General features: G+C 42.4%; 26 protein-coding genes and 2 other annotated features. Of the genes, 22 read left to right on the top strand and 4 right to left on the bottom strand.

Going from position 1 to position 26,631, the window contains the following annotated elements:
- Positions 1–50 precede the first annotated feature (50 nt).
- The 3 genes from ytxC (at position 51) to ACP69X_RS13760 (ending at position 4,274) form a co-directional block, all read left to right on the top strand.
- Positions 51–920: a putative sporulation protein YtxC gene (ytxC, locus tag ACP69X_RS13770; protein ID WP_041086566.1), complete on the top strand. Its 870-nt coding sequence runs from the start codon at positions 51–53 to the stop codon at positions 918–920.
- A 43-nt stretch (positions 921–963) separates the two neighbouring features.
- Positions 964–1,210 (top strand) — a binding site (T-box leader).
- 45 nt (positions 1,211–1,255) lie between these two features.
- Positions 1,256–3,196 carry a threonine--tRNA ligase gene (thrS, locus tag ACP69X_RS13765; RefSeq protein ID WP_024426134.1) on the top strand — a complete coding sequence of 647 codons (1,941 nt, stop codon included), beginning with the start codon at positions 1,256–1,258 and terminating at the stop codon, positions 3,194–3,196.
- Positions 3,197–3,353: 157 nt separating this feature from the next.
- The gene (locus ACP69X_RS13760) at positions 3,354–4,274 is read left to right on the top strand and encodes a methyl-accepting chemotaxis protein (protein WP_041086563.1); all 921 of its coding nucleotides are present in this window, start codon (positions 3,354–3,356) and stop codon (positions 4,272–4,274) included.
- Between the two features lie 52 nt (positions 4,275–4,326).
- Here ACP69X_RS13760 and ACP69X_RS13755 read toward each other — a convergent pair whose 3' ends face one another.
- Positions 4,327–5,106, bottom strand: a complete 780-nt coding sequence (locus ACP69X_RS13755) for an HAD family hydrolase (protein WP_041086561.1) — start codon at positions 5,104–5,106, stop codon at positions 4,327–4,329.
- Positions 5,107–5,282: 176 nt separating this feature from the next.
- Here ACP69X_RS13755 and ACP69X_RS13750 point away from each other — a divergent pair, with 176 nt between their 5' ends.
- The 8 genes from ACP69X_RS13750 (at position 5,283) to ACP69X_RS13715 (ending at position 10,859) form a co-directional block, all read left to right on the top strand.
- Entirely contained in the window at positions 5,283–7,040 is a 1,758-nt protein-coding gene (locus ACP69X_RS13750) for a sensor histidine kinase (protein WP_041086559.1), read from the top strand.
- Entirely contained in the window at positions 7,037–7,774 is a 738-nt protein-coding gene (locus ACP69X_RS13745; protein WP_041086557.1) for a LytR/AlgR family response regulator transcription factor, read from the top strand. The genes ACP69X_RS13750 and ACP69X_RS13745 overlap by 4 nt, the downstream gene beginning before the upstream one ends.
- 137 nt (positions 7,775–7,911) lie before the next feature.
- Positions 7,912–8,355: an antiholin-like murein hydrolase modulator LrgA gene (lrgA, locus tag ACP69X_RS13740; protein ID WP_024425718.1), complete on the top strand. Its 444-nt coding sequence runs from the start codon at positions 7,912–7,914 to the stop codon at positions 8,353–8,355.
- 14 nt (positions 8,356–8,369) lie between these two features.
- The gene (gene lrgB / locus ACP69X_RS13735; RefSeq protein ID WP_024425719.1) at positions 8,370–9,065 is read left to right on the top strand and encodes an antiholin-like protein LrgB; all 696 of its coding nucleotides are present in this window, start codon (positions 8,370–8,372) and stop codon (positions 9,063–9,065) included.
- A 128-nt stretch (positions 9,066–9,193) separates the two neighbouring features.
- Positions 9,194–9,325: a sequence feature (ribosomal protein L20 leader region), on the top strand.
- A 71-nt stretch (positions 9,326–9,396) separates the two neighbouring features.
- Entirely contained in the window at positions 9,397–9,912 is a 516-nt protein-coding gene (gene infC / locus ACP69X_RS13730; protein ID WP_024425720.1) for a translation initiation factor IF-3, read from the top strand.
- A 24-nt stretch (positions 9,913–9,936) separates the two neighbouring features.
- On the top strand, positions 9,937–10,137 hold the full coding sequence (gene rpmI, locus ACP69X_RS13725) for a 50S ribosomal protein L35 (RefSeq protein WP_003216324.1): 201 nt from the start codon (positions 9,937–9,939) through the stop codon (positions 10,135–10,137).
- Positions 10,138–10,168: 31 nt separating this feature from the next.
- Entirely contained in the window at positions 10,169–10,528 is a 360-nt protein-coding gene (gene rplT, locus ACP69X_RS13720; RefSeq protein ID WP_007501659.1) for a 50S ribosomal protein L20, read from the top strand.
- A gap of 64 nt (positions 10,529–10,592) precedes the next feature.
- The gene (locus ACP69X_RS13715) at positions 10,593–10,859 is read left to right on the top strand and encodes a DUF1294 domain-containing protein (RefSeq protein WP_041086554.1); all 267 of its coding nucleotides are present in this window, start codon (positions 10,593–10,595) and stop codon (positions 10,857–10,859) included.
- Between the two features lie 17 nt (positions 10,860–10,876).
- On the opposite strand, the gene ACP69X_RS13710 is transcribed toward ACP69X_RS13715, so the two are convergent.
- Positions 10,877–11,281: a hypothetical protein gene (locus ACP69X_RS13710; RefSeq protein ID WP_024426127.1), complete on the bottom strand. Its 405-nt coding sequence runs from the start codon at positions 11,279–11,281 to the stop codon at positions 10,877–10,879.
- Positions 11,282–11,460: 179 nt separating this feature from the next.
- Here ACP69X_RS13710 and ACP69X_RS13705 point away from each other — a divergent pair, with 179 nt between their 5' ends.
- Positions 11,461–12,549 (top strand): M42 family metallopeptidase, encoded by a 1,089-nt coding sequence (locus ACP69X_RS13705; protein ID WP_024425723.1) that lies wholly within the window; start codon positions 11,461–11,463, stop codon positions 12,547–12,549.
- A gap of 348 nt (positions 12,550–12,897) precedes the next feature.
- A complete protein-coding gene (gene cstA / locus ACP69X_RS13700) occupies positions 12,898–14,694 on the top strand; it encodes a carbon starvation protein CstA (RefSeq protein ID WP_338527410.1) in 1,797 nt (598 codons plus the stop codon).
- 42 nt (positions 14,695–14,736) lie between these two features.
- Here cstA and sspI read toward each other — a convergent pair whose 3' ends face one another.
- Entirely contained in the window at positions 14,737–14,958 is a 222-nt protein-coding gene (gene sspI / locus ACP69X_RS13695) for a small acid-soluble spore protein SspI (protein WP_024425725.1), read from the bottom strand.
- A 113-nt stretch (positions 14,959–15,071) separates the two neighbouring features.
- Here sspI and ACP69X_RS13690 point away from each other — a divergent pair, with 113 nt between their 5' ends.
- The 3 genes from ACP69X_RS13690 (at position 15,072) to pheT (ending at position 19,661) form a co-directional block, all read left to right on the top strand.
- Complete coding sequence (locus tag ACP69X_RS13690; protein WP_426052750.1) at positions 15,072–15,815, top strand: TrmH family RNA methyltransferase; 744 nt, start codon at positions 15,072–15,074, stop codon at positions 15,813–15,815.
- Positions 15,816–16,196: 381 nt separating this feature from the next.
- Entirely contained in the window at positions 16,197–17,231 is a 1,035-nt protein-coding gene (gene pheS, locus ACP69X_RS13685) for a phenylalanine--tRNA ligase subunit alpha (protein WP_041086547.1), read from the top strand.
- Positions 17,232–17,246: 15 nt separating this feature from the next.
- Positions 17,247–19,661, top strand: coding sequence for a phenylalanine--tRNA ligase subunit beta (pheT, locus tag ACP69X_RS13680; protein ID WP_426052749.1), 2,415 nt, complete (start codon positions 17,247–17,249; stop codon positions 19,659–19,661).
- Between the two features lie 35 nt (positions 19,662–19,696).
- On the opposite strand, the gene rnhC is transcribed toward pheT, so the two are convergent.
- On the bottom strand, positions 19,697–20,620 hold the full coding sequence (gene rnhC, locus ACP69X_RS13675) for a ribonuclease HIII (RefSeq protein ID WP_269103190.1): 924 nt from the start codon (positions 20,618–20,620) through the stop codon (positions 19,697–19,699).
- Between the two features lie 134 nt (positions 20,621–20,754).
- On the opposite strand from rnhC, the gene zapA reads away from it, so the two are divergent.
- The 6 genes from zapA (at position 20,755) to ACP69X_RS13645 (ending at position 26,589) form a co-directional block, all read left to right on the top strand.
- Positions 20,755–21,012 carry a cell division protein ZapA gene (gene zapA / locus ACP69X_RS13670; protein WP_012010831.1) on the top strand — a complete coding sequence of 86 codons (258 nt, stop codon included), beginning with the start codon at positions 20,755–20,757 and terminating at the stop codon, positions 21,010–21,012.
- Positions 21,013–21,019: 7 nt separating this feature from the next.
- Positions 21,020–21,553, top strand: a complete 534-nt coding sequence (locus tag ACP69X_RS13665) for a CvpA family protein (RefSeq protein ID WP_024423226.1) — start codon at positions 21,020–21,022, stop codon at positions 21,551–21,553.
- A gap of 114 nt (positions 21,554–21,667) precedes the next feature.
- Positions 21,668–23,380, top strand: coding sequence for a DNA polymerase/3'-5' exonuclease PolX (gene polX / locus ACP69X_RS13660; protein WP_426052748.1), 1,713 nt, complete (start codon positions 21,668–21,670; stop codon positions 23,378–23,380).
- A 21-nt stretch (positions 23,381–23,401) separates the two neighbouring features.
- A complete protein-coding gene (locus ACP69X_RS13655; RefSeq protein ID WP_426052765.1) occupies positions 23,402–25,759 on the top strand; it encodes an endonuclease MutS2 in 2,358 nt (785 codons plus the stop codon).
- A 14-nt stretch (positions 25,760–25,773) separates the two neighbouring features.
- Positions 25,774–26,178, top strand: a complete 405-nt coding sequence (locus tag ACP69X_RS13650) for a DUF350 domain-containing protein (protein ID WP_007501637.1) — start codon at positions 25,774–25,776, stop codon at positions 26,176–26,178.
- Positions 26,179–26,340: 162 nt separating this feature from the next.
- Positions 26,341–26,589 carry a hypothetical protein gene (locus tag ACP69X_RS13645; RefSeq protein WP_426052747.1) on the top strand — a complete coding sequence of 83 codons (249 nt, stop codon included), beginning with the start codon at positions 26,341–26,343 and terminating at the stop codon, positions 26,587–26,589.
- The last annotated feature ends 42 nt before the right edge of the window (positions 26,590–26,631 follow it).

Here is a 26,631-nt window from a genome sequence, read left to right as displayed (position 1 = left end):
TTTATGTTTCCCCCATATATATGTAACAGATGTCGTTAGGGGGGACAAACATGCTTGAAATAATCTTTGAAGATGAATATGATACCGCCGCTTTTTTACATCTTGCTGAACACTTGGACAGTCGGCATCACATGTCAATTCAACAAGGGAAAGACCGGCTTCTTATAGAGGCGAAGGAATCAGAAGAAGCACTTGAGCACATTGTGCGGCCATTATTGGTTCACTTTTTTTTGGAATGCAAAGAAAATGAGCGCATGCGCAGCATCCTTGAAAACACTTATTTTTTTAAAGATCCTGAAGAGCAGCACCAAATTCTTTCCATCGCTCACAGTATCATGAACGGGGACTTAGATGATATTCCCGGCATTCAGCAAGATCCGTCAAGAGAAGCCCTTTTAAAAAAGGAGCTTGAGGCAATTTCTTTACAGCAAGGTGTTTTTTCAATTGGTTCATTTATGACATTTAGGCTGTCAGAGTATGATCGAAGGCTGAAGAACTATGTTGAAGTGTCCATTGAAGAATACAAAATGGAGCAAGAGTATCAAAACTTCATTCAATCGCTTCGAGACTATGTGATGGCAAGAGAGCCTAGGCTCGAAAAAGTACATGTTGTGCATCAGGACCGCCTGGTGATTTGGGAATTTCGCTACGCTTCTGAGCGTGATCAAAAACAATACATAGACAGACAGTTTGTAAGAGAGCATCCAATGTATATTGATTCGCAGCTGATTGCACCGCTTGTCTCCATTGCACCGCAAAAAATTGACCTGTTTACAAATGATACAGGTCACTCGATGGTGCAAACTATTCAAAATATTTTTCAAGAAAGGGTCGAGGTGTTCCCGTCTCATTCATTCCAAGAGCAGAATGTTCAATTTGTACATGACCATTTCGACAAGAAAAGTGAAAAGCTTTCTTGATTTTCACGAAAAAACGTTTTATAATACGGTGTAACTTCATACAGAGACCGTATTGATAAGGACATGAACAAATGAACACCCGCTTAAAGAGAGGGAAGCCGCGGCTGAAAGCTTCCTAGCAGAGGACCATTTGCTTTACCACCTTTGAACATCAGCTGTGAACTTTTTAGTAATGGCTGACGGGAATTCCCGTTATCGAACCGCAAGCCGTATTTGCTTATGAAAAGCAAGTTGCAAATACGGGAAAAAGGGTGGAACCACGATTCCGTTTATTCAACCTCGTCCCTTTCCAGGGGGCGGGGTTTTTATATTGCCAAAAAAAGGAGTGACCAGAGATGTCAGAACAAATTCAACTTACATTTCCAGATGGAGCAGTCAAGGAGTTTGACAAAACAGCTACAACAGAAGACATCGCGGCATCAATTAGCCCGGGCCTAAAGAAAAAAGCACTTGCCGGTAAATTGAACGGTAAAGAAATAGATCTGCGTACGCCGCTATTAGAAAGTGGAACAATCGAGATCATCACAGATAAAAGTGAAGAAGCACTCGACATTATGCGCCACAGCACAGCCCATTTGCTAGCGCAGGCGATCAAACGCCTTTATGGAAAAGAGCATCACGTTCAGTTTGGCGTAGGTCCTGTCATCGAAAATGGCTTCTACTACGACGTGGACATTGATGTTGCCATCACACCTGAAGACCTACCAAAGATTGAAAAAGAAATGAAGAAAATCATTAACAGCAATCTTCCAATTGAGCGAATTGAAGTATCAAGAGAAGAAGCGAAAAAGCGCTTTGAAGCGATTGGTGATGAGTTGAAGCTTGAGCTGTTAGAGGCGATTCCAGAAGGTGAAGCTGTGACGATTTATGAGCAGGGTGAATTCTTTGACCTCTGCCGCGGTATTCACTTGCCGTCTACAGGGAAAATCAAAGAATTTAAACTGTTAAGCCTTGCAGGTGCATACTGGAGAGGTGACAGTAACAACCAAATGCTTCAGCGTATTTACGGAACAGCTTTCTTCAGCAAAGAAGATTTAAATGAGCACTTACGTCTGCTTGAAGAAGCGAAAGAGCGCGATCACCGTAAGCTTGGAAAAGAGCTGAAGCTGTTTGCGAATTCCCAAAAGGTTGGTCAAGGTCTTCCGCTTTGGTTGCCAAAAGGCGCAACGATCCGCCGCGTCATTGAGCGTTACATTGTCGATAAAGAAGTGCGTCTTGGCTATGAGCATGTGTACACACCAGTTCTTGCGAGTGTTGAGTTGTATAAAACATCAGGACACTGGGCGCATTATCAAGAAGACATGTTCCCCGTGATGGAAATGGACAACGAAGATCTTGTTCTTCGTCCGATGAACTGTCCGCACCATATGATGATTTACAAAAACGAGCCGCACAGCTATCGCGAATTGCCAATTCGTATTGCAGAGCTTGGTACAATGCACCGCTATGAAATGTCAGGTGCTTTATCCGGCCTTCAGCGTGTCCGCGGTATGACATTAAACGATGCACACATCTTTGTTCGTCCAGATCAAATCAAAGACGAGTTCATCCGTACAGTTCGCTTAATTGAAGAAGTGTATCAAGACTTTGGCTTGAATGACTACACATTCCGCTTATCTTACCGTGATCCAGAAGATACTGAGAAGTATTTTGATGACGATGCGATGTGGAATAAAGCACAATCGATGCTGAAGGATGCAATGGACGAGCTTGGCCACGATTATTATGAAGCAGAAGGCGAAGCAGCATTTTATGGTCCGAAGCTTGATGTACAAGTGAAGACAGCTCTTGGAAAAGAAGAGACATTATCCACTGTACAGCTTGATTTCTTACTTCCAGAACGCTTCGATCTCACATATATCGGAGAAGATGGAAAGCACCATCGTCCAGTCGTCATTCATAGAGGCGTTGTTTCTACAATGGAACGCTTCGTTGCCTTCTTAATTGAAGAATACAAAGGAGCTCTGCCAACATGGCTGGCACCTGTACAATTCCAAGTCATCCCGGTTTCACCGTCTGTTCATTTAGACTATGCAAAAAAAGTACAAGAACGTTTACAGCTTGAAGGTCTTCGTGTAGAGCTTGACAGCCGTGATGAAAAAATCGGATACAAAATTAGAGAAGCGCAAATGCAAAAGATTCCGTACATGCTTGTTGTCGGAGATCAAGAAGCAGAAAATGGCGCTGTCAATGTTAGAAAATACGGGGAACAAGATTCAGAAACAATGGATCTTGAAGCCTTTGTGAAACATGCAGTAGCAGAAGCAAAAAAATAATGAAGCAGCCAGTGATTCTTTTTAGATCACTGGCTTTTTTCTTTTTGGAAAACTTCCTCCACTAGTGATCCAATTCCTAAAAAGAGACGTTTAGATAGTACAAAAGTAAGGGTAAGTATGTACTATTGGTTTGAGACAAATTGGGGGAATGAAATCGATGAAGCAAACAATAAACTCTTTATCGTCACAAGTATTGGAGCAATCAGCTGTTTTTCGTGCATTAGAGCACTCGCTGGCAATGATTGAATTTAATGTGACAGGTGAAGTTCTATGGGTGAACGATATTTTTGCTAAAGCCATGGGTTATTCAAAAGAAGAGATGATCGGTCTTAAACATAGACAGTTTTGTCCTCGGCATATTACAGAACACAAAAGCTATCACATGTTTTGGAAGCGTTTGAGAGAAGGTCAAGTCTTTCAGGAAAAAGTACAACGGATCACAAAAAACGGCAGCAGCTTATGGCTCGAAGCGACATATTCACCTGTTCGAGATGAAGAAGGAAACGTAGTGGGTGTTGTGAAAGTGGCGACAGATATTACGGAGAGAGAACTCTCGATGAAACAGGTTGTAGAAGACTTAAAGGAGATGTCTGCGAAATTAATGGAACGAGCAGAAGTTGGCATTCAGCATAGCCAAAGTGTCAATGCCTCCTTTAATCATATAGCAAACGAAACCGATCAAAATATGAGCTTGCTAAAAGGATTAACGGAGCAGGTAGAGTCCATCAGCTCCATTGCGGCAACCATTAACAGTATTTCTTCGCAAACCCAGCTACTCGCCTTAAATGCGGCAATAGAAGCGGCCCATGCGGGTTCCTATGGAAATGGCTTTAGTGTAGTGGCAGCAGAAATTCGAAAGCTTGCGACAAATTCAAAAGAAGCGATCATCAAGGTAGATCAATATGTGAAGGCGATCCATGCAGAAGTAGAGAAGGTCAGCAGCGGAACAAGCCGGGCGAAGACAACTGTGTTTACAAACCGGGATCTTGTAAAGCAGGCAAGCGAGGAATTCATCATTGTAGGAGAAGCAGCACGTGGCTTAGACCGGCAAGCGCAAAGTCTAGCAGCAATCATTTAGCTCTGTGAATAAAAAACACCCAATCTCGTCAGGAGAAGGGTGTTTTTTTGTTCTATTTTAATATATCAAACAATTCATGTAAGTCTTTGATTTCATAATCAGGCGTCACATCTGTTTCATTTTTCTTGCCATGACGGTTGATCCAAACGGTTTGGATACCTACACGAGATGCTCCGAGAATATCTGTTTTTGGATTATCTCCAACCATGATCACTTCGTCTTTTGTTAAGTTTAACAGCTGAAGGCAGTGCTCAAAGATACCTGGATCAGGCTTGCCTTTCCCATAATCCCCTGAAATCACAATCTCGTTAAAATAAGGAGCAAGCTCAGGAACACCTGCAAGTTTTTCCTTTTGAAGGCTAGGATCTCCGTTTGTTAAAAGGAGCAATTCGTAGCTGCCTTTCAGGCGGTTTAAAACAGGGTATGTTTCTTCATAGACATATGGGCGTTTCCTACGCTCTGCTGCAAAGAAATCAGCCAAATATTGTCCAAATGCCTCATCGTCAATTCCCGCTGCCCTTAAGCCATTGGTCCAAGCATTTTTGCGATATTCTGGTGCAATGGCGTTCAGCTTTTGAAAGCCTTCGCTAATCGGTTCACTAAAATTGGACCACAGTCCTTCGAAAGGATTAATGCCGATCATGACAGTATAATCATATGTTTCATAGGAAGAGTACAGCTTTCTTGCTTCTTCACGTACAATCTGTTCAAACGATTCTGGATCGAGTCCATATTTCTTTTCCGCTTCCCGGCAAGTTTCCTGAAAAGTTGTGTGAATGCTTTTTTCGTCCCAAAGCAAAGTATCATCTAAATCGAAAAATACGGCTTTCATGATCTTCTCCCTTGTTATGTATGTGTTACCTTCAATTGCAAGTGACAGGCTCATGTTCATTTTACAATAGAAGAAGAGGCCAATAAAGAAAAGATTTGAGAGATCTTTGATCATTGACCGCACATGATAGAATAGAAAGACAGTAGATATGACATACATCATTTGAGGTGGCCGGTTTGCTTCATTTAATTATCATGATGATCGAGCGTGTAGGGATCATCGTTATTCTAGGATTTGTACTTGCCCATGTGAAGGGCTTTCGCAATCTATTGCTTCATAATCAAGGATTTCAAAAAAAGGCAATCCTTATCTTCATTTTTGCTTCTTTTAGCATTATCAGCAATTACACAGGAATTGAAATCCAGCAGCAAATTGTCATGAATCATGAGTTTTCTTATCATCTCGGCTCGTCAAGTTCTATCGCCAATACGAGAATTATGGGGATCGAAATGGGCGGTTTGATCGGGGGGCCGTTTGTAGGGATTGGCGCAGGGCTTTTAGCTGGAATTCATCGCTATTCCCTTGGGGGAAGCACCGCGCTCAGCTGTGCGATTTCTTCCATTTTAGCCGGTGTCATTGCAGGTTATGTCGGCAGCAGGTTTAAGCGGAGGAATCGGATGGTGACACCTCGCCAAGCAGCTTTTTTTGGTGTGGCGATGGAATCATTACAGATGATCATTATCCTTCTGTTTGCAAGGCCATTTGCGGATGCATGGGGGCTTGTCAGTATCATTGCCCTGCCGATGATTCTTGTGAATGGAATCGGCAGCTTTATCTTTTTATCTATTTTACAGTCAGTCATTCGGCAAGAAGAGCAGGCAAAGGCGATGCAGACGCATCGTGTATTTTTGATCGCCGATCAAACACTGCCTTTTTTCCGCCAAGGGTTAAATGAACAGTCTTGTAAAAGTGTGGCGGAGATCATTCATCGGTTGACTGAAACAGATGCAGTCTCCTTAACAGATACAGAAAAGATTTTAGCACATGTCGGAGATGGAACAGATCATCATATTCCATCTAAAAGCTTGATTACGGGGCTGTCGAAACAAGTCTTGATGAGCGGCAAGATTATGAAGGCACATTCGAAGGGCGAAATCAATTGTTCCGTCGCTCATTGCCCTCTTGAAGCCGCCATCGTGCTGCCGCTCACTTCTAACGGTCAAACGATCGGGACGTTAAAAATGTATTTCAATTCTCCGGTCGGATTAAGCAGGGTGGAAGAGGAGCTTGCAGAAGGTTTGGCGATGCTGTTTTCCACACAGCTTGAGCTTGGAGAGGCGGAAACCCAGAGCCGCCTGCTAAAAGATGCAGAGATCAAAGCCCTTCAAGCACAAGTGAACCCGCACTTTTTATTTAACGCCATTAATACCATCTCTGTTTTATGCAGAACCAATGTGGAGATGGCAAGGAAGCTGCTGCTGCAGCTAAGTATTTATTTTCGCTCCAATATGCAAGGTGCCCGCCAGCTGCTGATTCCAATGCATAAAGAGATTCAGCATGTGGAGGCATATTTGTCACTTGAACAAGCAAGATTTCCAAATAAGTACCATGTGACCTTTCAAATTGAAAAGGAGCTGGAGCAGGTGATGATTCCGCCCTTTGTGATTCAGGTGCTTGTTGAAAACGCTGTGAGACATGCTTTTCCTAAACATCAAACAAATTGTGAAGTCATCGTATCCGCTTTGATGAAAGATGGGCATGTTTATATGAAAGTAACAGATAATGGGCAGGGAATTGAAGATGATAAGATGGCTCAACTATTAAAAGCGCCTGTCGAATCACTAGAAGGAACAGGGACAGCTCTTTTTAATTTAGATCAGCGGTTAAGAGGGATTTTTGGTAGACAAGCTGCTTTATCGATTCATAGTGACCAAGGCACTGACATCTCATTTCGCATTCCAATGGATTATGTAAAAAAGGATGATTCTCGTTGATAAAGGTATTAATCGTAGATGATGAAGTGTTAGCAAGAGATGAATTAAAATACTTATTACGAAGAACGAAAGAGGAGGTTCAAATAGAGGAAGCAGAAAATATAGAATCTGCTTTTGATCGGATGGTCGATCAGAAGCCGGATCTGCTCTTTTTAGACATTGATTTATCTGGTGAGAATGGATTTGATATTGCTAAAAGGCTCAACCGGATGTCTGATCCGCCAGCAGTTGTATTTGCTACAGCCTTTGATCAATATGCTCTGAAGGCGTTTGAGGTAAGTGCGCTTGATTATTTAACAAAACCATTTGATGAAGAGCGGCTGCTCCAGACCATTCAAAAGTTTAAAAAATGGAAATCTGTTGAAACGCAAGAGCACCAGCTGTCAGATGAGAAAATACCCCAACAGCAAAAATTAGCGATCTCAGTTGATGACTCAATTGTGATCCTGCAAGTTGAAGAGATCATGTATGTAGGACTCAGCGAGGGGAAAAAGGTTGTGAAAACAAAGGATCACATGTATGAGGTCACAGAACCGCTGGTGGTCATTGAAAAGAAACTTCCTGAGGCTTACTTTATGAGGGTCCATCGCAGCTATATCGTGAATACCTCTCATATGAAAGAAGTACAGCCGTGGTTTAATTCGACGTACAATCTGCATATGACAGACGGGTCCATCATTCCTGTCAGCCGCACATATGCCAAAGAATTAAAGAAGTCACTCCTGCTAGAGTAGGAGGGCTTTTTTTGTTTGTATTTCAATACTCGTTTTTTGCATTTCAGTCATTGAATTCAGCGAGTTTTATTGTAAACGCTTCATTCATTTATTTCATGCCTTATACTGAGGGCAGTCGAAGAAAGAGGTGAAGGGGCATGAGTGCCACGAAAGTTTATGGATTTCTATCTCAAGCATTTATTTTTGCAACTGTAATGTTCGTTTCTAATCTCATTTCAATGTATTTACCGATTCCGATGCCCGCATCCGTTATTGGTTTGGTTCTATTATTTGTTTTGTTAACAACGAAAATCGTCAAACTGGAGCAGGTGGAGCAATTAGGTACATCATTGACAGGACTCATTAGCTTTCTATTTGTTCCCTCTGGGATCTCAGTTATTCAATCACTAGGTGTCATGCAAGAAGTAGGTGTGCAAGTAGTCGGCGTCATTATCATTGCAACCATTATGTTACTTGCAGCGACAGGGCTGTTTTCACAGCTTCTCATGCAATTATCAGAAAGACCGCAGAAACGTAAAGAGACAAAGGAGAGTAAATCTGCTCCTTCTCATTCAAATAAACCAGCTTCAAGTACGCATTAAAGGAGAGATGCAAAATGGGTACAAGTACAATGAGTCCTTATTTTGGCATTGTCGTCTCATTAGTCGCTTTTGGAATAGGGACATTCTTATTTAAAAAATCAAAAGGTTTCTTCTTGTTCACCCCGCTGTTTGTGGCGATGGTACTGGGCATTTTATTTTTGAAAGTTGGCGGTTTTTCCTACGCAGATTATAATGAGGGCGGCAAGATTATCAAATTTTTCTTAGAGCCTGCCACGATTGCTTTCGCTATCCCGCTTTATAAGCAAAGAGCCTTGCTTAAAAAATATTGGTGGCAAATTTTATCCGCTATTTTTGTAGGTTCACTTTGTTCCATTACGATCGTATACCTCGTAGCAAAAGGAATTCATTTAGATGCGGCTGTGATGAAAAGCATGCTTCCACAAGCAGCGACAACAGCGATTGCTCTCCCGATTGCAAAGGATATTGGCGGAATTGCAGATATCACAGCCTTTGCGGTCATATTTAATGCCGTCATTGTCTATGCACTAGGTGCCTTCTTCTTAAAATTGTTTCGCATTAAAAACCCAGTGGCAAAAGGTCTTGCACTTGGTACATCAGGACATGCGCTTGGGGTTTCTGTTGGAATTGAGATGGGAGAAGTAGAAGCAGCTATGGCAAGTATCGCCGTTGTGGTCGTAGGGGTTGTGACAGTTATCGTCATCCCGATCTTTATGCAATTGATTCTTTGATGGCGTCATTGTGTGAAAAAGTCTTGCCCAATTCGTCTCATCATGTTACACTGAAAAAGTTGTTTCAAGAGTTCGGTTACTTGACGGACAAATGAAAATTGTGTAGAATAGTTAACGAATTGAATAGATATCACAAGCAGAAGCACCCGCTTCTCACCTGATTGACACATGTTTGTAGTTGACAGGTTGACCGTACATTTATTTTTTCATGCAAATGTTCGCAGTGTGGGTGTTTTATATGCCCACACTTTTTGTTTGCCTGTAAAACATACAACGAAATGGTCAAAATGAATTGTGAACTCAATTCAAAATCTCATGGAGGTGGCTCACTATTAGCAAAGATCAATTAGTTAATGAAGGTATTCGTGCGCGTGAAGTTCGTTTGATCGGACAAAATGGCGATCAGCTTGGGATTAAAACCCGCCAGGAAGCTCTGGAAATTGCTGCTAAAGCTAATCTTGACCTTGTGTTAGTTGCTGCAAATGCAAAACCACCTGTTTGCCGAATCATGGACTATGGTAAGTTCCGATTCGAACAGCAGAAGAAGGAAAAAGAGGCACGTAAGAATCAAAAAATCATTAGCTTAAAAGAAGTTCGGTTGAGCCCGACAATCGATGAACATGATTTTAACACGAAGCTCCGTAATGCAATCAAATTCCTTGAAAAGGGAGATAAAGTGAAAGCTTCTATCCGCTTTAAAGGCCGTGCGATTACGCATAAAGAAATCGGACAGCGCGTGTTAGACCGTTTCTCTGAAGCTTGCGCTGAAGTAGCAACAGTAGAAACAAAACCTAAGATGGACGGACGCAGCATGTTCCTCATGCTTGCACCAAAAGTCGAAAAGTAAAGTAACAGAGGGAGGAAACATCCAATGCCAAAAATGAAAACTCACCGCGGATCTGCTAAACGTTTCAAAAAAACAGGTTCTGGTAAACTTAAACGTTCTCATGCGTACACAAGTCACTTGTTCGCTAACAAATCTACAAAGCAAAAACGTAAATTGCGTAAGAGCGCAATCGTAAGTGCTGGAGATTTCAAACGTATCAAACAACAACTTGCAAACATTAAGTAATTTGGAATAGGAATCATAGGAGGGAATTACAATGCCAAGAGTAAAAGGCGGAACTGTGTCGCGTCAGCGTCGTAAAAAGGTTCTTAAATTAGCAAAAGGTTATTTCGGTTCAAAACATAGATTATACAAAGTAGCAAACCAACAGGTGATGAAATCTGGAAACTACGCTTTCCGTGACCGTCGTCAGAAAAAACGTGACTTCCGTAAACTATGGATCACTCGTATCAACGCTGCAGCTCGTATGAACGGTCTTTCTTACAGCCGTTTAATGCATGGCTTAAAGCTTTCTGGTATCGAAGTAAACCGCAAAATGCTTGCTGACCTTGCTGTGAATGACCTAAATGCATTCAATCAGCTTGCTGATGCTGCAAAAGCACAACTAGACAAGTAAGTTTTATAAAAGATCATTCCTTCGAGGGGTGATCTTTTTTTTCTCATCATGTGAGGTGAAATGAATGAATATGGCTTTGATCCTGCTGCTTATTTTAATGAATGGCTACGGCTTTTTTCTCATGGGTGAGGACAAACGACGTGCCAAAGCACATAAATGGAGAATTTCAGAGGCGCATTTATGGAGTGCTGCGGTGCTTTTTGGCGCCGCTGGATCGTATCTAGGAATGCAGTATTTCCGGCATAAAACAAAGCATCCTGCCTTTCAAATCGGCATGCCTGTATTAATGATTTTGCAGTTGATCCTATTGGGATATATCCAAGTTATTTGAAAAAGGAGCAGACGCCATCAGGACGGCGTGTCTGCTCCTTTTTTTTGTTTGATTTTTTTAATGGGCTGATCCCAATCAATTTTGGTTTGAGGATAACGCTCGATAATGTTTTCCTCTAGTTTTTCAAAGTCTTCTAATGTAAATTCACTCAGCTTCTCAGGTGACTCCGTCCAAACGTAAATGGAGTGGACAAACAGAGGATGATCCTTAGAAGGAACATGCTTCTCCCCTTCAAACAAGACACCTTTATAGACGAAATTAAAGTTTTTGCGCGCATTTTGCTGTTCGTCCATAAAATAAAAGCCTTCTTTTAATTGTGCTTGTTTCAGCTTTCTTCTCGGATTTGAGAAGAATTTTACCGCCATGTAGAAGATGTAGACAAGCAGTGCAACAAGAGCTAGTCTCATGAGGATTACAAACATGACAGGATGCACCTCCAATACCGTTATCTGATGTACTACGAATGAAAACGCCAAAAGGTTTCAACTTTTTTTAAAAAAATATTTCGTAAAACGAAAAAATATTCATAAAAAGATCGTATTGAACGAAAGAGGTTTTGTATAATAAGAATGCACCATGAAGATAAAGGAGGATAAATGGAATGACAAAGCTAGATCAAACATTAACTATGCTGAAAGACCTAACGGATGCAAAAGGGATCCCAGGAAATGAACGTGATGTCAAAAAAGTCATGCAGACATACATAGAATCATATGCAGATGAAGTCTCTACAGACCGCCTTGGCAGCTTGATCGCTAAAAAGGAAGGAAACGCAAACGGGCCTAAAATTATGCTCGCAGGTCACTTAGATGAAGTAGGATTCATGGTGACAAAAATTGATGACAAAGGCTACATTCGTTTTCAAACAGTCGGCGGATGGTGGTCACAGGTCATGCTCGCTCAGCGTGTCACCATTGTGACGAAAAAGGGTGAGATCACAGGGGTCATTGGTTCAAAACCACCACACGTCTTGTCACCTGAAGCTCGCAAAAAGTCAATTGAGATTACGGATATGTTTATTGATATTGGGGCGTCAAGCAAAGAACAGGCAATGGAGTGGGGTGTGCTGCCTGGAGATCAAATCGTTCCTTACTTTGAGTTTACAGTCATGAATGATGAAAAAATGCTCCTTGCAAAAGCATGGGACAACCGCATTGGCTGTGCAGTGGCCATTGATGTCATGAAAAACTTACACAATGCTCAGCATGAGAATATTGCTTACAGCGTCGCAACTGTCCAAGAGGAAGTAGGCCTGCGCGGAGCCAAAACAGCAGCGGCTACGATTCAGCCTGATATTGGATTTGCCATTGATGTAGGTGTGGCAGGAGATACACCAGGCATCACTGAGAAAGAAGCAACAAGCAAACTTGGCAAAGGCCCAACGATTGTTGTCTTTGATGCTTCAATGGTCTCTCATAAAGGACTTCGTGATTTTGTTGTCCAAACAGCGGATGAGCTGAACATTCCTTATCAATATGACTCAATGCCTGGCGGCGGGACAGATGCTGGCGGTATTCATTTAACGGGTCATGGTGTTCCATCACTATCTATCGGAATTCCGAGCAGATATATTCATACCCATGCTGCAATGATTCACCGAGATGATTATGAAAATGCAGTGAAGCTTTTAACAGAAGTGATCAAAAGACTTGATCAAAAAACTGTCGAACAAATTACGTACGGTTCATAAGTAAGGAAGCCTTTCCTCAGTACAGGGGAAAGGCTTTTTTTATTGAATTTCCCAGGAAATGAACGGTGTTTTTTCAAGATGCGCCAAAAGAACTGTTTTTGGTAAAAGAAGAGAATGTTTCCTAGTGAATAAGGCACATGTGATCAAGCGTTTATTTTTGTAAGATGAAAGCAATAAAAAGGACAGAGCCATAGAATGCCCTGCCAAAAGAGAGTTTATGGAAGTAGGTGAAGCTACCTTAAGAATAAACATATTATTCTTATTTGTCAACTTGGTTTTAAAAGAAAGAAAAATCAATCAATTTATGTTATATTTGTAACAAATTGTTTATACAAAGGGGATGGTTAAATGAATGCGGTTACAATTGTAATAGGATCTATGTGTATTTTAGCGATTGCCTATCGTCTTTATGGCACATTTATGATGGTCAAGGTATTAAAGGTGACAGATGATCATCCTACACCGGCTCACACACTAGAGGACGGGAAAGATTATGTGCCGACAAATAAATGGGTCACATTTGGGCATCACTTTGCTGCGATTGCAGCTGCTGGTCCGTTAGTGGGTCCGATTTTAGCCGCTCAATTTGGGTATTTACCTGGTCTCCTTTGGCTTTTAATTGGTGCAGTCATAGGCGGAGCTGTACATGATCTAGTCGTCTTATTTGCGTCGATGCGTAAAAAGGGGAAATCATTATCAGAGGTAGCGAAGGAAGAGCTGGGACCTGTTGCAGGATTTTGTACAGGGCTTGCGATGCTGTTTATTATTACCATCACAATGGCAGGTTTGTCTATGGTTGTGCTTCATGCTTTAGAACGAAACCCTTGGGGGACATTTGCAGTTGGAATCACGATTCCGATTGCGATGGGGGTTGGTCTGTATTATAAAAAAACAGGCAATTTAAAGCTGGCGACATCTGCGGGATTTATTTTGCTGATGTTTGGTGTATTCCTTGGTCCAAATATTCAAGGAACGGCACTTGGTGATTTTTTAATGCTTGATACAAAAACGCTTGCTCTTGCCCTGCCAATCTATGCCTTCTTTGCTGCGGCTCTGCCAGTTTGGCTGCTGCTTGCACCGAGGGACTATTTAAGTAGTTTTATGAAAATTGGTGTATTCATTGCGCTGATTGCCGGAATCTTTGTCGTGAATCCGTCCATTCAATTCCCGGCGTTTACAGAGTTTGTGAATGGAGGAGGACCTGTATTAGCCGGTCCTGTCTGGCCATTTATTTCGATTACCATTGCTTGCGGTGCCATTTCTGGCTTTCACGCATTTGTTGGTTCAGGGACAACACCTAAGATGCTGGACCGCTGGAGTGATATGAAGCCTGTTGCGTTTGGCGCAATGCTGGTGGAATGCTTAGTTGGGATTATGGCTTTAATTGCGGCTACGGCTTTGCATCCAGGAGATTATTTTGCGATAAACAGTACGCCAGAAGTGTTCCGGACACTCGGTATGAGCGTTGAAAACCTTCCGCAGCTGAGTAAGGAAATCGGCCTTGATTTAGAAGGAAGAACGGGTGGTGCCGTAACATTAGCGGTAGGGATGGCGTATATCTTTACGGGAATTCCGTTCTTTAGTCATTTGGCTTCTTACTTCTTCCAGTTCGTCATTATGTTTGAGGCTGTTTTTATTTTAACCGCTATTGATGCGGGGACACGTGTGGCACGCTATTTGATTCAAGACTTCTTAGGTGAAGCATATAAACCGCTTAAACGAACTGACTGGGTACCTGGTTCGGTGTTTGCAAGTGCGCTTGCTTGTTTTATGTGGGGATACTTACTTTACTCAGGTGACATCGGGTCTATTTGGGCGCTGTTTGGGGTTTCAAATCAGTTAATGGCCTCGGTTGGGTTGATCATCGGTGCAACCGTTGTATTAAAAATTGCAGATAAAAGACGTTATATGCTGACTTGTTTAATTCCGCTAGCTTACTTATATGTGACGGTGAATTATGCAGGCTATTGGATGGTAGCGAATGTATATCTCAATCCTGAAGCATCCGGCTATAGTGTGCTGAATGCGGTGCTTTCGATCATCATGCTGATCTTAGGGTTTGTGATTATTGTGTTTGCGATGAAAAAATGGGTTGAAATCTGGCGTGATCCAGCGCTTCGAATGGAAACGCCTATCACTGGCTAAATAAAAAAGGCCGGCTTGCTTTTATAAGCAAACCGGCTTCTTTTATTGCTGCTGCTGAGGCTTCAAGCCTTGCTCTAATGTTTCAAGGATTTCATTTTTCTCGTTTTCTGATGCTTCTTGCCATAGTACCTCGAACAACACGCCAAGACCTGGCAGCATTTTTTCCTCGCCGCTTTGAATAGCATCTAAAATCGTATGTTCAAGCTGCTCTTGATTATGGCCAGTAATGTTTTGAATGACTGCGCCTCTTAAATTAAAATCCATTGCCCACACTCCTTTTTTGATGGTAATAGCCCTATTCTGTCTCAAAGACAGGTTTATTATGTAGTGTGCATGAGATATAATAAATTCATGATAATCAAAGGAGTTAACGTCGCTTGAAATATATAGAATCAGCTAAAAACACAAACATTAAACAGTGGAAAAAGCTCCATACGAAAAAAGAACGAACGAAAACGGGGCTGTTTCTCGTTGAGGGAATACACTTAGTCGAAGAAGCATTAAAGAGCGGGATTGTGAAGGAATTAATGTTCACTTCGCCCGATATGCTTCCTTCTCATATTCAGCCTGACATTGAGCTTTATGAACTGAGCGAAGAGGCCTTTTCTGCCATGACAGAAACAGAAACGCCTCAGCACATTGCCGCGGTCTGTACAGTTCCTGTTTTTGAAGAAAAAAAGGTTGAACGGCTTCTTTTATTAGACGCAGTGCAGGACCCGGGGAATTTAGGCACACTTATTCGAACAGCAGATGCTGCTGGTCTTGATGCTGTGATCTTAGGAGAAGGAACAGTTGATGCGTTTAATGGAAAAACGCTCCGTTCCGCACAAGGGTCTCATTTCCACCTGCCTATCTTAAAGCAAACCCTTAAGCAGGCGATCACGGAACTGAAAGAACGAGGTATTCCTGTATACGGCAGTGCTTTAAAAGATGCGAAAGAGTATAGAAGCGTAACGGCAGAAGGTCCGTTTGCATTAATTGTTGGAAATGAAGGGGCTGGTATTGATCCAGAGATTCTGCAAATGACAGACCAAAATTTATATGTGCCAATGTATGGGCAGGCAGAATCATTAAATGTAGCTGTTGCAGCAGCTGTTCTTGTCTATCATTTGCGTGGATAATGTTGCAACATGCGTTCATTTTCACTATAATGAAACTAATATTTTAAAAACCATGATAGAGGAAGATTGTTTCAAGAAGCGGCCTTATAGGGAGAATGCATCGTAGACTGAAAGTGCATTTAAGGAATGCTGAAACAGGAATTCACCTCTGGAGTTGTCACCGGGACCGCAGGCGTTGATCTGCGTAAAGGTGAACCGGATTCGTTTGATTCCGTTATGTCAATGAAGCTTATTCGCACATGCATTTGTGCTTAACAAGGGTGGTACCGCGACCACAACTCGTCCCTTCTTTTATGGAGGGACGGGTTTTTTTATTGTCTTCAAACGATCAAACAGCCGTTTATCCGAGCGGTTTTGTATATCAAAAGGAGGATTACACTCATGCAAGAAACGTTAAAACAGCTTGAAACAGAGGCGATAGCGAAGGTTGAAGCAGCTAGCTCGCTCAAAGAGGTCAATGACATTCGGGTTCAATATTTAGGGAAAAAAGGACCGATTACAGAAGTACTTCGCGGAATGGGCAAGCTCTCCGCAGAAGAAAGACCGAAAATGGGTGCACTCGCAAACGAAGTAAGAGAGCAGATTGCTGGTGCCATTGCTCAAAAAAATGAACAACTGGAAGCAGAAGAAGTGAAGAAAAAACTTGCTTCTCAAACGATCGATGTTACTTTGCCGGCAAGTCCAATCAAAATGGGGGCAAGACATCCATTAACGATAGTTGTCGAAGACATTGAAGATTTATTTATCGGAATGGGCTATACCGTTGAGGAAGGTCCTGAAGTGGAAACGGATTACTATAACTTTGAAGCATTGAATCTTCCAAAGGAGCATCCGGCACGTGATATGCAGGACAGCTTCTATATTACCGAAGATACACTGATGAGAACACAAACGTCACCAGTTCAAGCACGTACACTTGAGAAATATAAAGGACAAGGTCCTGTGAAGATCATCTGTCCTGGGAAAGTATATAGACGTGACAGTGATGACGCGACTCATTCACATCAATTTATGCAAATTGAAGGGCTTGTCGTCGATCACAATATTAGCATGAGTGATCTAAAAGGAACGCTGGAGACAGTCGCAAGAAAAATGTTTGGAGAAGATCGTGAAATTAGACTGCGTCCAAGCTTTTTCCCATTCACAGAACCGTCTGTTGAAGTTGATGTGTCTTGCTTTAAATGCGGCGGGAAGGGCTGCTCTGTATGTAAAGGAACAGGCTGGATTGAGATTTTAGGTGCAGGAATGGTTCATCCGAATGTCCTGAAAATGAGCGGATTTGATCCAGAAACTTACCAAGGCTTTGCTTTTGGAATGGGTGTGGAACGGATTGCGATGCTGAAATACGGCATTGATGATATTCGCCATTTCTACACAAATGACATTAGATTCACAAAGCAATTCAAGCAGGACTAAGAGGAGGAAATCAACATGTTTGTTTCATATAAATGGTTAGAAGACTATGTCGATTTAGAAGGCATCAAGCCAGATGAATTAGCAGAAAAAATCACAAGAAGCGGAATTGAAGTGGAAGCCGTTGAATATAAAGGTGAAGGCATCAAAGGGGTTGTCGTTGGACACGTCATTGAACGTGAACAGCATCCGAATGCAGATAAATTAAACAAATGTCTTGTTGATATCGGCGAAGACGCACCGGTGCAAATTATTTGCGGGGCTCCGAATGTGGAGAAAGGACAGCGTGTGGCCGTCGCAACGGTTGGTGCAGTCCTCCCTGGCAACTTTAAAATTAAAAAAGCAAAACTGCGCGGTGAAGAGTCTCATGGCATGATTTGTTCTCTGCAAGAATTAGGCATAGAAAGCAAGCTCGTACCAAAAGAATATGCAGAAGGCATTTTTGTTTTCCCGAATGACGTGAAACCAGGGGATGATGCCCTTCAAGCACTTCAATTAGATGATGCAGTACTTGAGCTTGGCTTAACACCAAATCGTGCCGATGCCCTGAATATGCTAGGTGTCGCTTATGAGGTTGCGGCCATTTTAGGAAGAGACATCAAGCTTCCAGATACAGCACATGACACTTCTTCCGAAAAAGCAGCAGACTATATTTCTGTTAAAATTGAGGATCAAGAAGCGAATCCACTTTATGCAGCAAAGATCATTAAAAATGTAAAGGTTGGACCAGCACCGCTTTGGATGCAAACAAGATTGATGAATGCAGGCATCCGTCCAATTAACAACGTCGTGGATATTACAAACTTTGTACTGCTTGAATACGGCCAGCCGCTTCATGCCTTTGACTATGACCGCTTTGGTTCAAAACAGGTGGTCGTTCGTAAAGCGACTGATAGCGAAATCATTCAAACACTCGATGAACAAGAGCGTACATTGTCATCAAAGCATCTTGTCATCACGAATGGAACGAAAGCGCACGCGGTAGCAGGCGTCATGGGCGGCTTTGAATCAGAGGTGCGTGAGGAGACGACGACGATTCTTTTAGAAGTGGCATATTTCAACGGTCAAACAGTCCGTCAAGCATCTAGAGACTTAGGACTTCGCAGTGAATCAAGCACACGATTTGAAAAAGGACTCGATCCGCAGCGTACGAAGCCGGCAGCAGAAAGAGCAGCTCAATTGATCAGCATGTATGCAGGCGGCGAAGTGCTAAGCGGTACAGTTGAGGAAAATCACCTTGAAGCAAGTATGAATGTCATCCATGTATCAACCGAGCGTGTGAACAAGGTGCTTGGAATGAGCATTTCAAAAGAAGATATGATTCAAATTTTCAACAAACTAGGCTTCACAGTCGGCGAATCAAATGATGTTCTTGTCGTAACAGTTCCTTCCCGCAGAATGGATATTACGATTGAAGAAGACCTCATTGAAGAAGTCGCAAGATTATACGGCTACGATAATATTCCATCTACACTGCCTGCGACAGCTGGCACCGTTGGCGGTCTCACGCCATACCAAGTGAAGCGCAGAAAGGTAAGACGTTTCTTAGAGGGCGCAGGACTTTCTCAAGCGATTACGTATTCATTGACGAATCAGCATAAGTCCACAGCTTTTGCCCTGCATCCAGCTTATGAAACGAGGCTTTCTTTGCCAATGAGTGAGGAACGCAGTGTACTAAGACAAAGTCTTCTGCCAAACTTACTTGATTCTGTAGCATATAACTTGGCAAGACAAGCTGATTCATTTGGATTTTATGAAACGGGTTCTGTTTTCTTAGCAGAAGCTGAAGGAGCAAAACCGGTGGAAAAAGAACACGTCGCTGGTGCGCTGACAGGCTTATGGCATAAAAATCTTTGGCAGGGCGAGAAAAAAGCCGTCGATTTTTATGTAGCGAAAGGAATTGCTGAAGGGTTGTTCGAAAAGCTTGGTGTGTCAGACCAAATCACATATGTTCAAGCAGAGCGTGAGGGTCTTCACCCAGGGCGAACAGCAGATGTTCACTTAAATGGTAAAGTCATTGGCTTTGTTGCCGCCCTCCATCCAGTTGTTGAAAAAGAATTGGATTTAAAAGAAACGTATGTGTTCGAGCTTGATTTAACAGATGTGATGACATCTGAAACGAAGGATATGAAATATACAGCGATTCCGAGATTCCCTGCTGTGACAAGAGATATCGCACTTGTTGTCGATCAGCATATTTCAAGCGGACAGCTGGAGCGTGTCATTTATGAAGCAGGCGGTCATCTACTCACAGACCTATCTGTATTTGATGTGTACGAAGGGGAACATATGGAAGAAGGCAAAAAATCTGTTGCATTCTCTCTTCAATATTTAAACCCTGAACAAACGTTGACCGAGGAAGAAGTGACGGCTGTTCATACAAAAGTATTGAAAGCACTAGAAGATACGTATCAAGCCGTCTTACGCGGTTAAAGAAAAAAGCTAAGGCCTCATGGGCCCTAGCTTTTTTATAGCATTTTTTTCGCTTTTAGTGTGTTGGCAAAATGCAGCTTTGTAAATTGACGTAAAGCATCTTCACCATGCAGCTTGATGAGCTTGGCGGCGGCCTTGTCTACATGAGGGCCGGCTCCTTTTGGGATGTCAAAGCCTGCAGCCTTTGATAATTTGTCCATTTCAATTAAAAAGGCGTACCTTGCGATAATGGAAGCCGCAGCGACTGACAAATGGATGCCTTCCGCTTTTGTACTAAAATACGTCCGCTCCCGAATGATTTTTTTCCCAGCCAGATGCCTGAAATAAATGCCTGGTTCTGCAAATTGGTCAATCAAAATAGCCGCAGGCTGCTGTCCGCCCAGTTTTTCTAGCACAGAGGTAATGACTTGGTTATGAAGCAGTGCCTTCATTTTTCCTTGACTCATGCCCTTTTCCTGCATCGTATTGTACTTTTCATTTCGGAGAACGAGAAGGCTGAACGGAATGGTTTTGATGAGATCTTTGGCAATGTTAATAATTTGCGGGTCCTTTAATCCCTTTGAGTCTTTTACGCCAAGCTCTTTCATTAAAGCAAGCTGGCTTGCATCAACATAAGCCGCACAAACTGTAATCGGTCCGAAATAATCACCTGTACCTACTTCATCTGAACCGATGACCGACATGGAAGCGATGCCGGGCGGCGGACTGTACTTTGTAACAGCAGGTGCTTTTTGACTTTTCGTATCAGCTGCTTGCAAGTGGCTGAACTGACTGGCTTCAGCTTCTGCCTTTTGTCCTTGAAAGAGCACTTTCCCAGATCGATAGGCTGTAATCGTACAGCCAGGGACTTTTGCTTGAAAGAGGGCACCTGGCGGCAAAGTGTCTGTTAAATGGTGCGCATACGCGCTCTTCATCTTTTTGAGGTCTTCTGATGTTGCTTTTAAAACGGATTGGGGCACAGTGGATAACTCCTTTTTACCTTGATATCATTGATTTCTAAAGTGTACCATAACAGGGAAGGGCTCGTCTTTCCATTCAATGTCTAAACATGTTATGATAGAGACTAGGATTCTCGTGGAATGGAGGAGAAACGTTGTCTGACGGCGGTAAAACGAAAACAACAGTTGAGATTTACGGACAGTCCTATACGATCATCGGACAAGAAACGAAGATGCATATGCGACATGTTGCGTCAATTGTTGATGATAAAATGAGAGAAATAAATGAAAAAAATCCATACCTTGATATAAACAAATTAGCTGTACTGACAGCAGTCAATGTCGTCCACGACTACTTGAAATTAAAAGAGCAATACGAAAAATTAGAGATTCAGCTAAAAGAAAAGGAATGAAATTACCGTGATCGATATCATCATTTTGTTTTTGCTTCTAATGGGAACGCTTGTCGGTCTAAAACGCGGGTTTATTCTTCAATTTATTAAATTGATCAGCTTTGTTGTTTCTATCTTAGTGGCTTCCATGTTTTATCAGTCACTTGCACCACAGCTTACGTGGATTCCGGCACCTAATTTTAGCGGCGGTCAACCACAGCTCGCTTTCTTTAGTGGGAATCTAGAAACAGCTTATTATAATACCATTGCGTTTATCATTCTGTTTATCTTGACCAAAATCCTGCTCGCCATCATTGGCGGATTGCTCACAACCATTGCAAGTATACCTGTGATTAAACAGGTGAACAAACTGCTTGGCGGTGTTTTAGGATTTCTTGAAACCTATTTATTTGTGTTTATTCTATTGTTTGTCGCTGCATTACTACCAGTAGATGCGCTGCAAACAATGATGAGCAAATCAATGTTAGCAGATGTGATCGTAAACAACACCCCTTACCTATCCGGTCTTGTTAAAGACCTATGGTCGACGTATGGAGTTTAAAAACTTCTCCTTTCCTGGAGAAGTTTTTTCTCATTCCATGACAGAAAGTTGTAGGATGAAGGGAAAGTTTGTATATTTATATAGGAAGATGCCAAAGCGGCTGGAGGATGAGAGATGAATAAAAAAGATATTATCAAACTTCTTGAAACAATTGCAGTATATATGGAACTAAAAGGAGATAATCCGTTTAAAATTTCTGCCTTTCGTAAAGCAGCAGCGGCACTGGAACAAGACGACCGCAGCCTTTCGCAAATAGATGATCTATTAGCATTACCCGGCATTGGAAAAGGAACCTTTGCTGTGATCACAGAGTATATTGAAAAAGGACAATCAGAAACACTTGAACAATTAAAAAAGGAAGTGCCTGAAGGACTTGTCCCGCTCTTAAAGTTGCAAGGACTTGGCGGGAAGAAGATTGCTAAGCTTTACCAAGAGCTTGGTGTCCATGATGCACAGTCGTTAAAGGAAGCATGCGAAGCGGAAAAAGTACAAGCGCTTGCAGGCTTCGGTAAAAAAACCGAAGAAAAGATTCTCGCTGCTCTTGAGGAGGCTGGAAAACAGCCAGAACGACTGCCAATTGGCTTTGCATTAGATGTGGCAGAGCGGATTGATCATGCGCTTGAACAGATGAAGGGGATTATTCGTTTTTCAAGAGCTGGCAGTTTAAGACGTGCACGGGAAACTGTCAAAGATTTAGATTATATCATCGCGACTGACAATCCTGAACAAGTCAGAGAGCAGCTCGTTGCACTTGAAGATGTCAAAGACGTCATCGCAAGCGGTGATACGAAGGTATCTGTCATTCTTGCCCTTGATTTTGAGATCAGTGTAGATTTCCGGCTTGTGACAACAGACCAATTTGCAACAACGCTGCATCATTTCACTGGCTCAAAAGATCACAATATTCGAATGCGTCAGCTGGCGAAGGAGCGCGGAGAGCGTATTAGTGAATATGGTGTGGAAACAATTGAAACTGGAGAAGTCAAAACGTTTGAAGACGAGGCCGCTTTTTATGCGCATTTTCAACTTCCGCTCATTCCACCAGAAATTCGTGAAACCGGAGCGGAGATTGATACGTATAAAGAAAGTATGCAATTTGTCGAGCTAAAAGATATTAAAGGCGACCTTCATATGCACTCGACTTGGAGTGACGGCGCATTTTCTATTCGTGAAATGGCAGAGGCATGTATTGCAAAAGGCTATGAATACATGGCGATTACAGATCACTCGCAATATTTAAAAGTAGCAAACGGTTTAACAAAAGAACGTTTACGTCTGCAAGCAAAAGAAATTGACAAGCTCAATCAAGAATTCGAGCATTTTCACATTTTCAAAGGGATCGAAATGGATATTCTCCCGGATGGATCATTAGATTATGATGATGACTTTTTAGCAGACATGGATTTTGTGATTGCGTCTATCCATTCTAGCTTTTCTCAGCCGGAGGAAGTCATCATGGAGCGCCTTGAAAATGCCCTGCGGAATCAGCATGTAGATTTAATTGCACATCCAACAGGCCGTTTGATCGGCAGACGAGACGGCTATGCCTTAAATATAGATCAGCTCATAGAGCTTGCGAAGAAAACGGGAACTGCACTAGAGCTCAACAGCAACCCGTCAAGGCTTGATTTAAAAACAGAGCATTTAATGAAAGCAAACGAAGCAGGTGTGAACATCATGATCAATACAGATGCACACAATATCGCCATGCTGGATCATATGGAAGTTGGTGTAACAGCTGCAAGAAAAGGCTGGACACCAAAAGCAAATGTCGTGAATACTTTTTCTCTAAACGAGATCAAAAAGTTTTTAACACGTGACAGGTAGTCGTTAGGAGGCTGGACCATGCTGCAACAAAAAGTGTTAGCATCATTAGAATTTCATAAAGTAAAAGAAAAAGTCATGTCCTATACCGCATCCTCATTAGGAAAAGAAAGAGCGCAGGACTTAACGCCGCTGACGGATATCGAAACCATTCAGCATTTGCTTGAAGAGGTAGCAGAAGCACAGGATGTCATCCGCTTAAAGGGATCTGCGCCGTTTGGCGGGCTGACGGATATTAGACGCGGGGTCAAACGGGCAGAAATCGGCAGTACATTAAGCCCATCTGAGCTCATGGAAATTGCAGCGCTATTATACACTGCGAAAAATATGAAGCACTTTCTCACGTCCCTGTATGAAGATGGTGTAGAGATACCGCGCCTTCATACATATGCAGAGACGCTGATATTACTGCCTGAAGTCAGAAAGGAAATCGAAAGCTGTATCGGTGATAATGGAGAAGTGCTTGATCATGCAACTCCGGCGCTACGAACAATACGTACGCAATTACGTTCATTAGAATCAAAAGTTCGAGATAAATTAGAATCCATGATTCGTTCACAATCTGCTTCAAAAATGCTGTCAGACACGATTGTTACCATTCGTAATGACCGGTTCGTGATTCCAGTAAAGCAGGAGTACCGTTCGAATTACGGCGGAATTGTTCACGATCAGTCATCATCTGGGGCAACGCTTTTTATCGAGCCGCAAGTGGTCGTGGATTTAAATAACACCTTGCAGCAAACCCGTTTAAAAGAAAAACAAGAGGTCGAAAAGATCCTGCAAATGCTGACAGCGAGCGTGTCAGAACAAATTGAGGAACTGCTTCACAATGTAAAGGAGCTTCAAACGCTAGATTTTATTTTTGCTAAAGCCAAATATGCAAAGGCAGAAAAGGCCACAAAGCCTGCTGTGAATGATCAAGGGGAGATTTATTTAAAGCGGGCAAGACATCCTTTATTGCCTCGTGATCAGGTTGTGGCAAATGACATTGAGCTCGGCAAAGATTTTTCAACCATCGTCATTACTGGACCAAATACAGGTGGTAAGACAGTTACCTTAAAAACGCTTGGTCTTTTGACACTTATGACGCAGGCAGGCCTTCATATTCCAGTTGAAGAAGGCTCGGAAGTGGCGATATTTGACCAAGTCTTTGCTGATATTGGAGATGAACAGTCCATTGAGCAAAGCTTGAGTACGTTCTCATCGCATATGGTCAATATTGTGGATATCTTAAAGAATTTGACATCTAACTCACTCGTGTTATTTGATGAATTAGGGGCAGGAACAGACCCTGCTGAAGGTGCCGCGCTGGCCATGAGTATCTTAGACGAGGTGCATCAGACAAATGCACGCGTCATCGCAACAACTCACTATCCTGAGCTGAAGGCTTACGGATATAACCGAGAAGGTGTCACAAATGCGAGCGTGGAGTTCGACATTGAAACCTTATCACCAACGTACCGCTTGCTCATCGGTGTACCTGGACGAAGTAACGCATTTGAAATTTCTAAACGTCTTGGTTTGCCAGATCACCTCATTGACCGGGCAAAAGCGGATATGCATGCCGAACATAATGAAGTAGACCAAATGATTGCTTCATTAGAAGACAGCAAGAAACAAGCAGAAGAAGAGCTGCATGAGACAGAAGTCTATAGAAAAGAAGCAGAAAAGCTTCATAAAGAATTGCAGAGACAAATTCTTGAATGGAATGAGCAAAAGGACAAACTGCTTGAAGAAGCTGAACAAAAAGCGGCAGAAAAAATTGAACAAGCCTCAAAAGAAGCAGAAGACATCATTCAAGAGCTCAGGTCGATAAAAAATGAGCATCGCTCATTCAAAGAGCATGAACTCATCGATGCGAGAAAGCGTCTTGAAGAAGCAGTGCCTGAGTTTGACCGAAAAAAAAAGCCAGAGCCGGTGAAAAAAGCAGCAAGACAGCTAAAATCAGGCGACGAAGTGAAGGTGCTCACCTTCGGGCAAAAAGGAACGCTGCTTGAACAAACAGGTGACAAAGAATGGAGTGTCCAAATGGGCATTCTGAAAATGAAAGTAAAAGAAAAAGACATGGAATTTATCAAATCAGCACCTGAATTTAAGCAGGAGAAAGCCATTACGGCAGTCAAAGGAAAAGACTATCATGTATCGCTTGAGCTTGACTTAAGAGGAGAGCGTTATGAAAATGCCTTAAGCAGAGTCGAGAAATATTTAGATGATGCTGTCTTAGCCGGTTATCCCCGTGTGTCGATCATTCACGGAAAAGGAACTGGCGCCCTTAGAAAAGGGGTTCAGGAATTACTGAAACAGCACCGAAGTGTGAAAAATGCTCGTTTTGGGGAACAAGGCGAGGGAGGATCAGGCGTCACCATCGTCGAATTAAAGTAAAAAGGAGAAAACGCATGAAAGCCTTTTGGGAAAATGAACTTGTGGAAATTGCCGCCTATTACAGCGTGGCCGTCCTATGTCTTGTCTTATTTCTAACCATTTTTGAACTCGTTACCTCCTATAAAAACTGGGAAGAGATCCAGCGTGGAAACTTAGCTGTTGCCATGGCAACAGGCGGAAAGATTTTTGGGATTGCGAATGTGTTTCAGCATTCAATCGCACAGCACAATTCCCTTCTACAAATGGTTGGGTGGGGCGTATACGGCTTTGTGATGCTGCTTGTCAGCTATTTCATTTTTGAATTTTTAACACCAAGATTTAAAGTAGATAAAGAGATTGAGAATGATAATAGAGCGGTCGGGTTTATTTCACTCATTATTTCAGTTGGGCTGTCTTACGTAGTAGCAGCCGGCATTTAAGGAGACGACATGGAAAAGCTAGCAAAAGTTTTAATCGTAGTTGCCTGTACTTTTGCGGTCATTGGTGCCGTTTACATGTTCCTGTAAAATGAAGAAGACAAAGTGAGAAAGCTGTCAGGGGTCCCTTGGCAGCTTTTATCTCACCCGAAGGCGGCGAATCACATGAAGCAAATTCTGCAAAAAGACGAACTCATAAAACGTATTGATACTTGTCTCCAAATGACATCCCTGCCAAGAGACATATATGAACCGTATATTGCACGTCCATTTCAAACGACTGGATTTTTTGATGATTTGAGCCCTTATGTTCAAATCGATCCGAGCGGCTATATTCTCATTCAATATGAACGAGGAATCCAAATGCTGCACAAAGAACAAAAGCGGCGGATGAAGTCATTTACTGGATTTTAGAAGACACGATCTTTCTCACAGTCTACATCGACATGATGAGGC

The sequence above is a fragment of the Bacillus sp. DC4300-2b2 genome, from assembly GCF_049895685.1.
In the GTDB taxonomy this organism is placed as follows: domain Bacteria; phylum Bacillota; class Bacilli; order Bacillales; family Bacillaceae; genus Bacillus; species Bacillus safensis.
Note: the sequence above shows the minus strand (reverse complement) of the source record. Positions and strands in the feature narration are given on the sequence as shown.

Coding starts and splice junctions, on each gene's coding strand:
- ytxC (WP_041086566.1), top strand. CDS start 51: ATGCTTGAAATAATCTTTGAAGATGAATATGATACCGCCGCTTTTTTA.
- thrS (WP_024426134.1), top strand. CDS start 1,256: ATGTCAGAACAAATTCAACTTACATTTCCAGATGGAGCAGTCAAGGAG.
- ACP69X_RS13760 (WP_041086563.1), top strand. CDS start 3,354: ATGAAGCAAACAATAAACTCTTTATCGTCACAAGTATTGGAGCAATCA.
- ACP69X_RS13755 (WP_041086561.1), bottom strand. CDS start 5,106: ATGAAAGCCGTATTTTTCGATTTAGATGATACTTTGCTTTGGGACGAA.
- lrgA (WP_024425718.1), top strand. CDS start 7,912: ATGAGTGCCACGAAAGTTTATGGATTTCTATCTCAAGCATTTATTTTT.
- lrgB (WP_024425719.1), top strand. CDS start 8,370: ATGGGTACAAGTACAATGAGTCCTTATTTTGGCATTGTCGTCTCATTA.
- rpmI (WP_003216324.1), top strand. CDS start 9,937: ATGCCAAAAATGAAAACTCACCGCGGATCTGCTAAACGTTTCAAAAAA.
- rplT (WP_007501659.1), top strand. CDS start 10,169: ATGCCAAGAGTAAAAGGCGGAACTGTGTCGCGTCAGCGTCGTAAAAAG.
- ACP69X_RS13715 (WP_041086554.1), top strand. CDS start 10,593: ATGAATATGGCTTTGATCCTGCTGCTTATTTTAATGAATGGCTACGGC.
- ACP69X_RS13710 (WP_024426127.1), bottom strand. CDS start 11,281: ATGTTTGTAATCCTCATGAGACTAGCTCTTGTTGCACTGCTTGTCTAC.
- ACP69X_RS13705 (WP_024425723.1), top strand. CDS start 11,461: ATGACAAAGCTAGATCAAACATTAACTATGCTGAAAGACCTAACGGAT.
- cstA (WP_338527410.1), top strand. CDS start 12,898: ATGAATGCGGTTACAATTGTAATAGGATCTATGTGTATTTTAGCGATT.
- sspI (WP_024425725.1), bottom strand. CDS start 14,958: ATGGATTTTAATTTAAGAGGCGCAGTCATTCAAAACATTACTGGCCAT.
- pheS (WP_041086547.1), top strand. CDS start 16,197: ATGCAAGAAACGTTAAAACAGCTTGAAACAGAGGCGATAGCGAAGGTT.
- pheT (WP_426052749.1), top strand. CDS start 17,247: ATGTTTGTTTCATATAAATGGTTAGAAGACTATGTCGATTTAGAAGGC.
- polX (WP_426052748.1), top strand. CDS start 21,668: ATGAATAAAAAAGATATTATCAAACTTCTTGAAACAATTGCAGTATAT.
- ACP69X_RS13650 (WP_007501637.1), top strand. CDS start 25,774: ATGAAAGCCTTTTGGGAAAATGAACTTGTGGAAATTGCCGCCTATTAC.
- ACP69X_RS13645 (WP_426052747.1), top strand. CDS start 26,341: ATGAAGCAAATTCTGCAAAAAGACGAACTCATAAAACGTATTGATACT.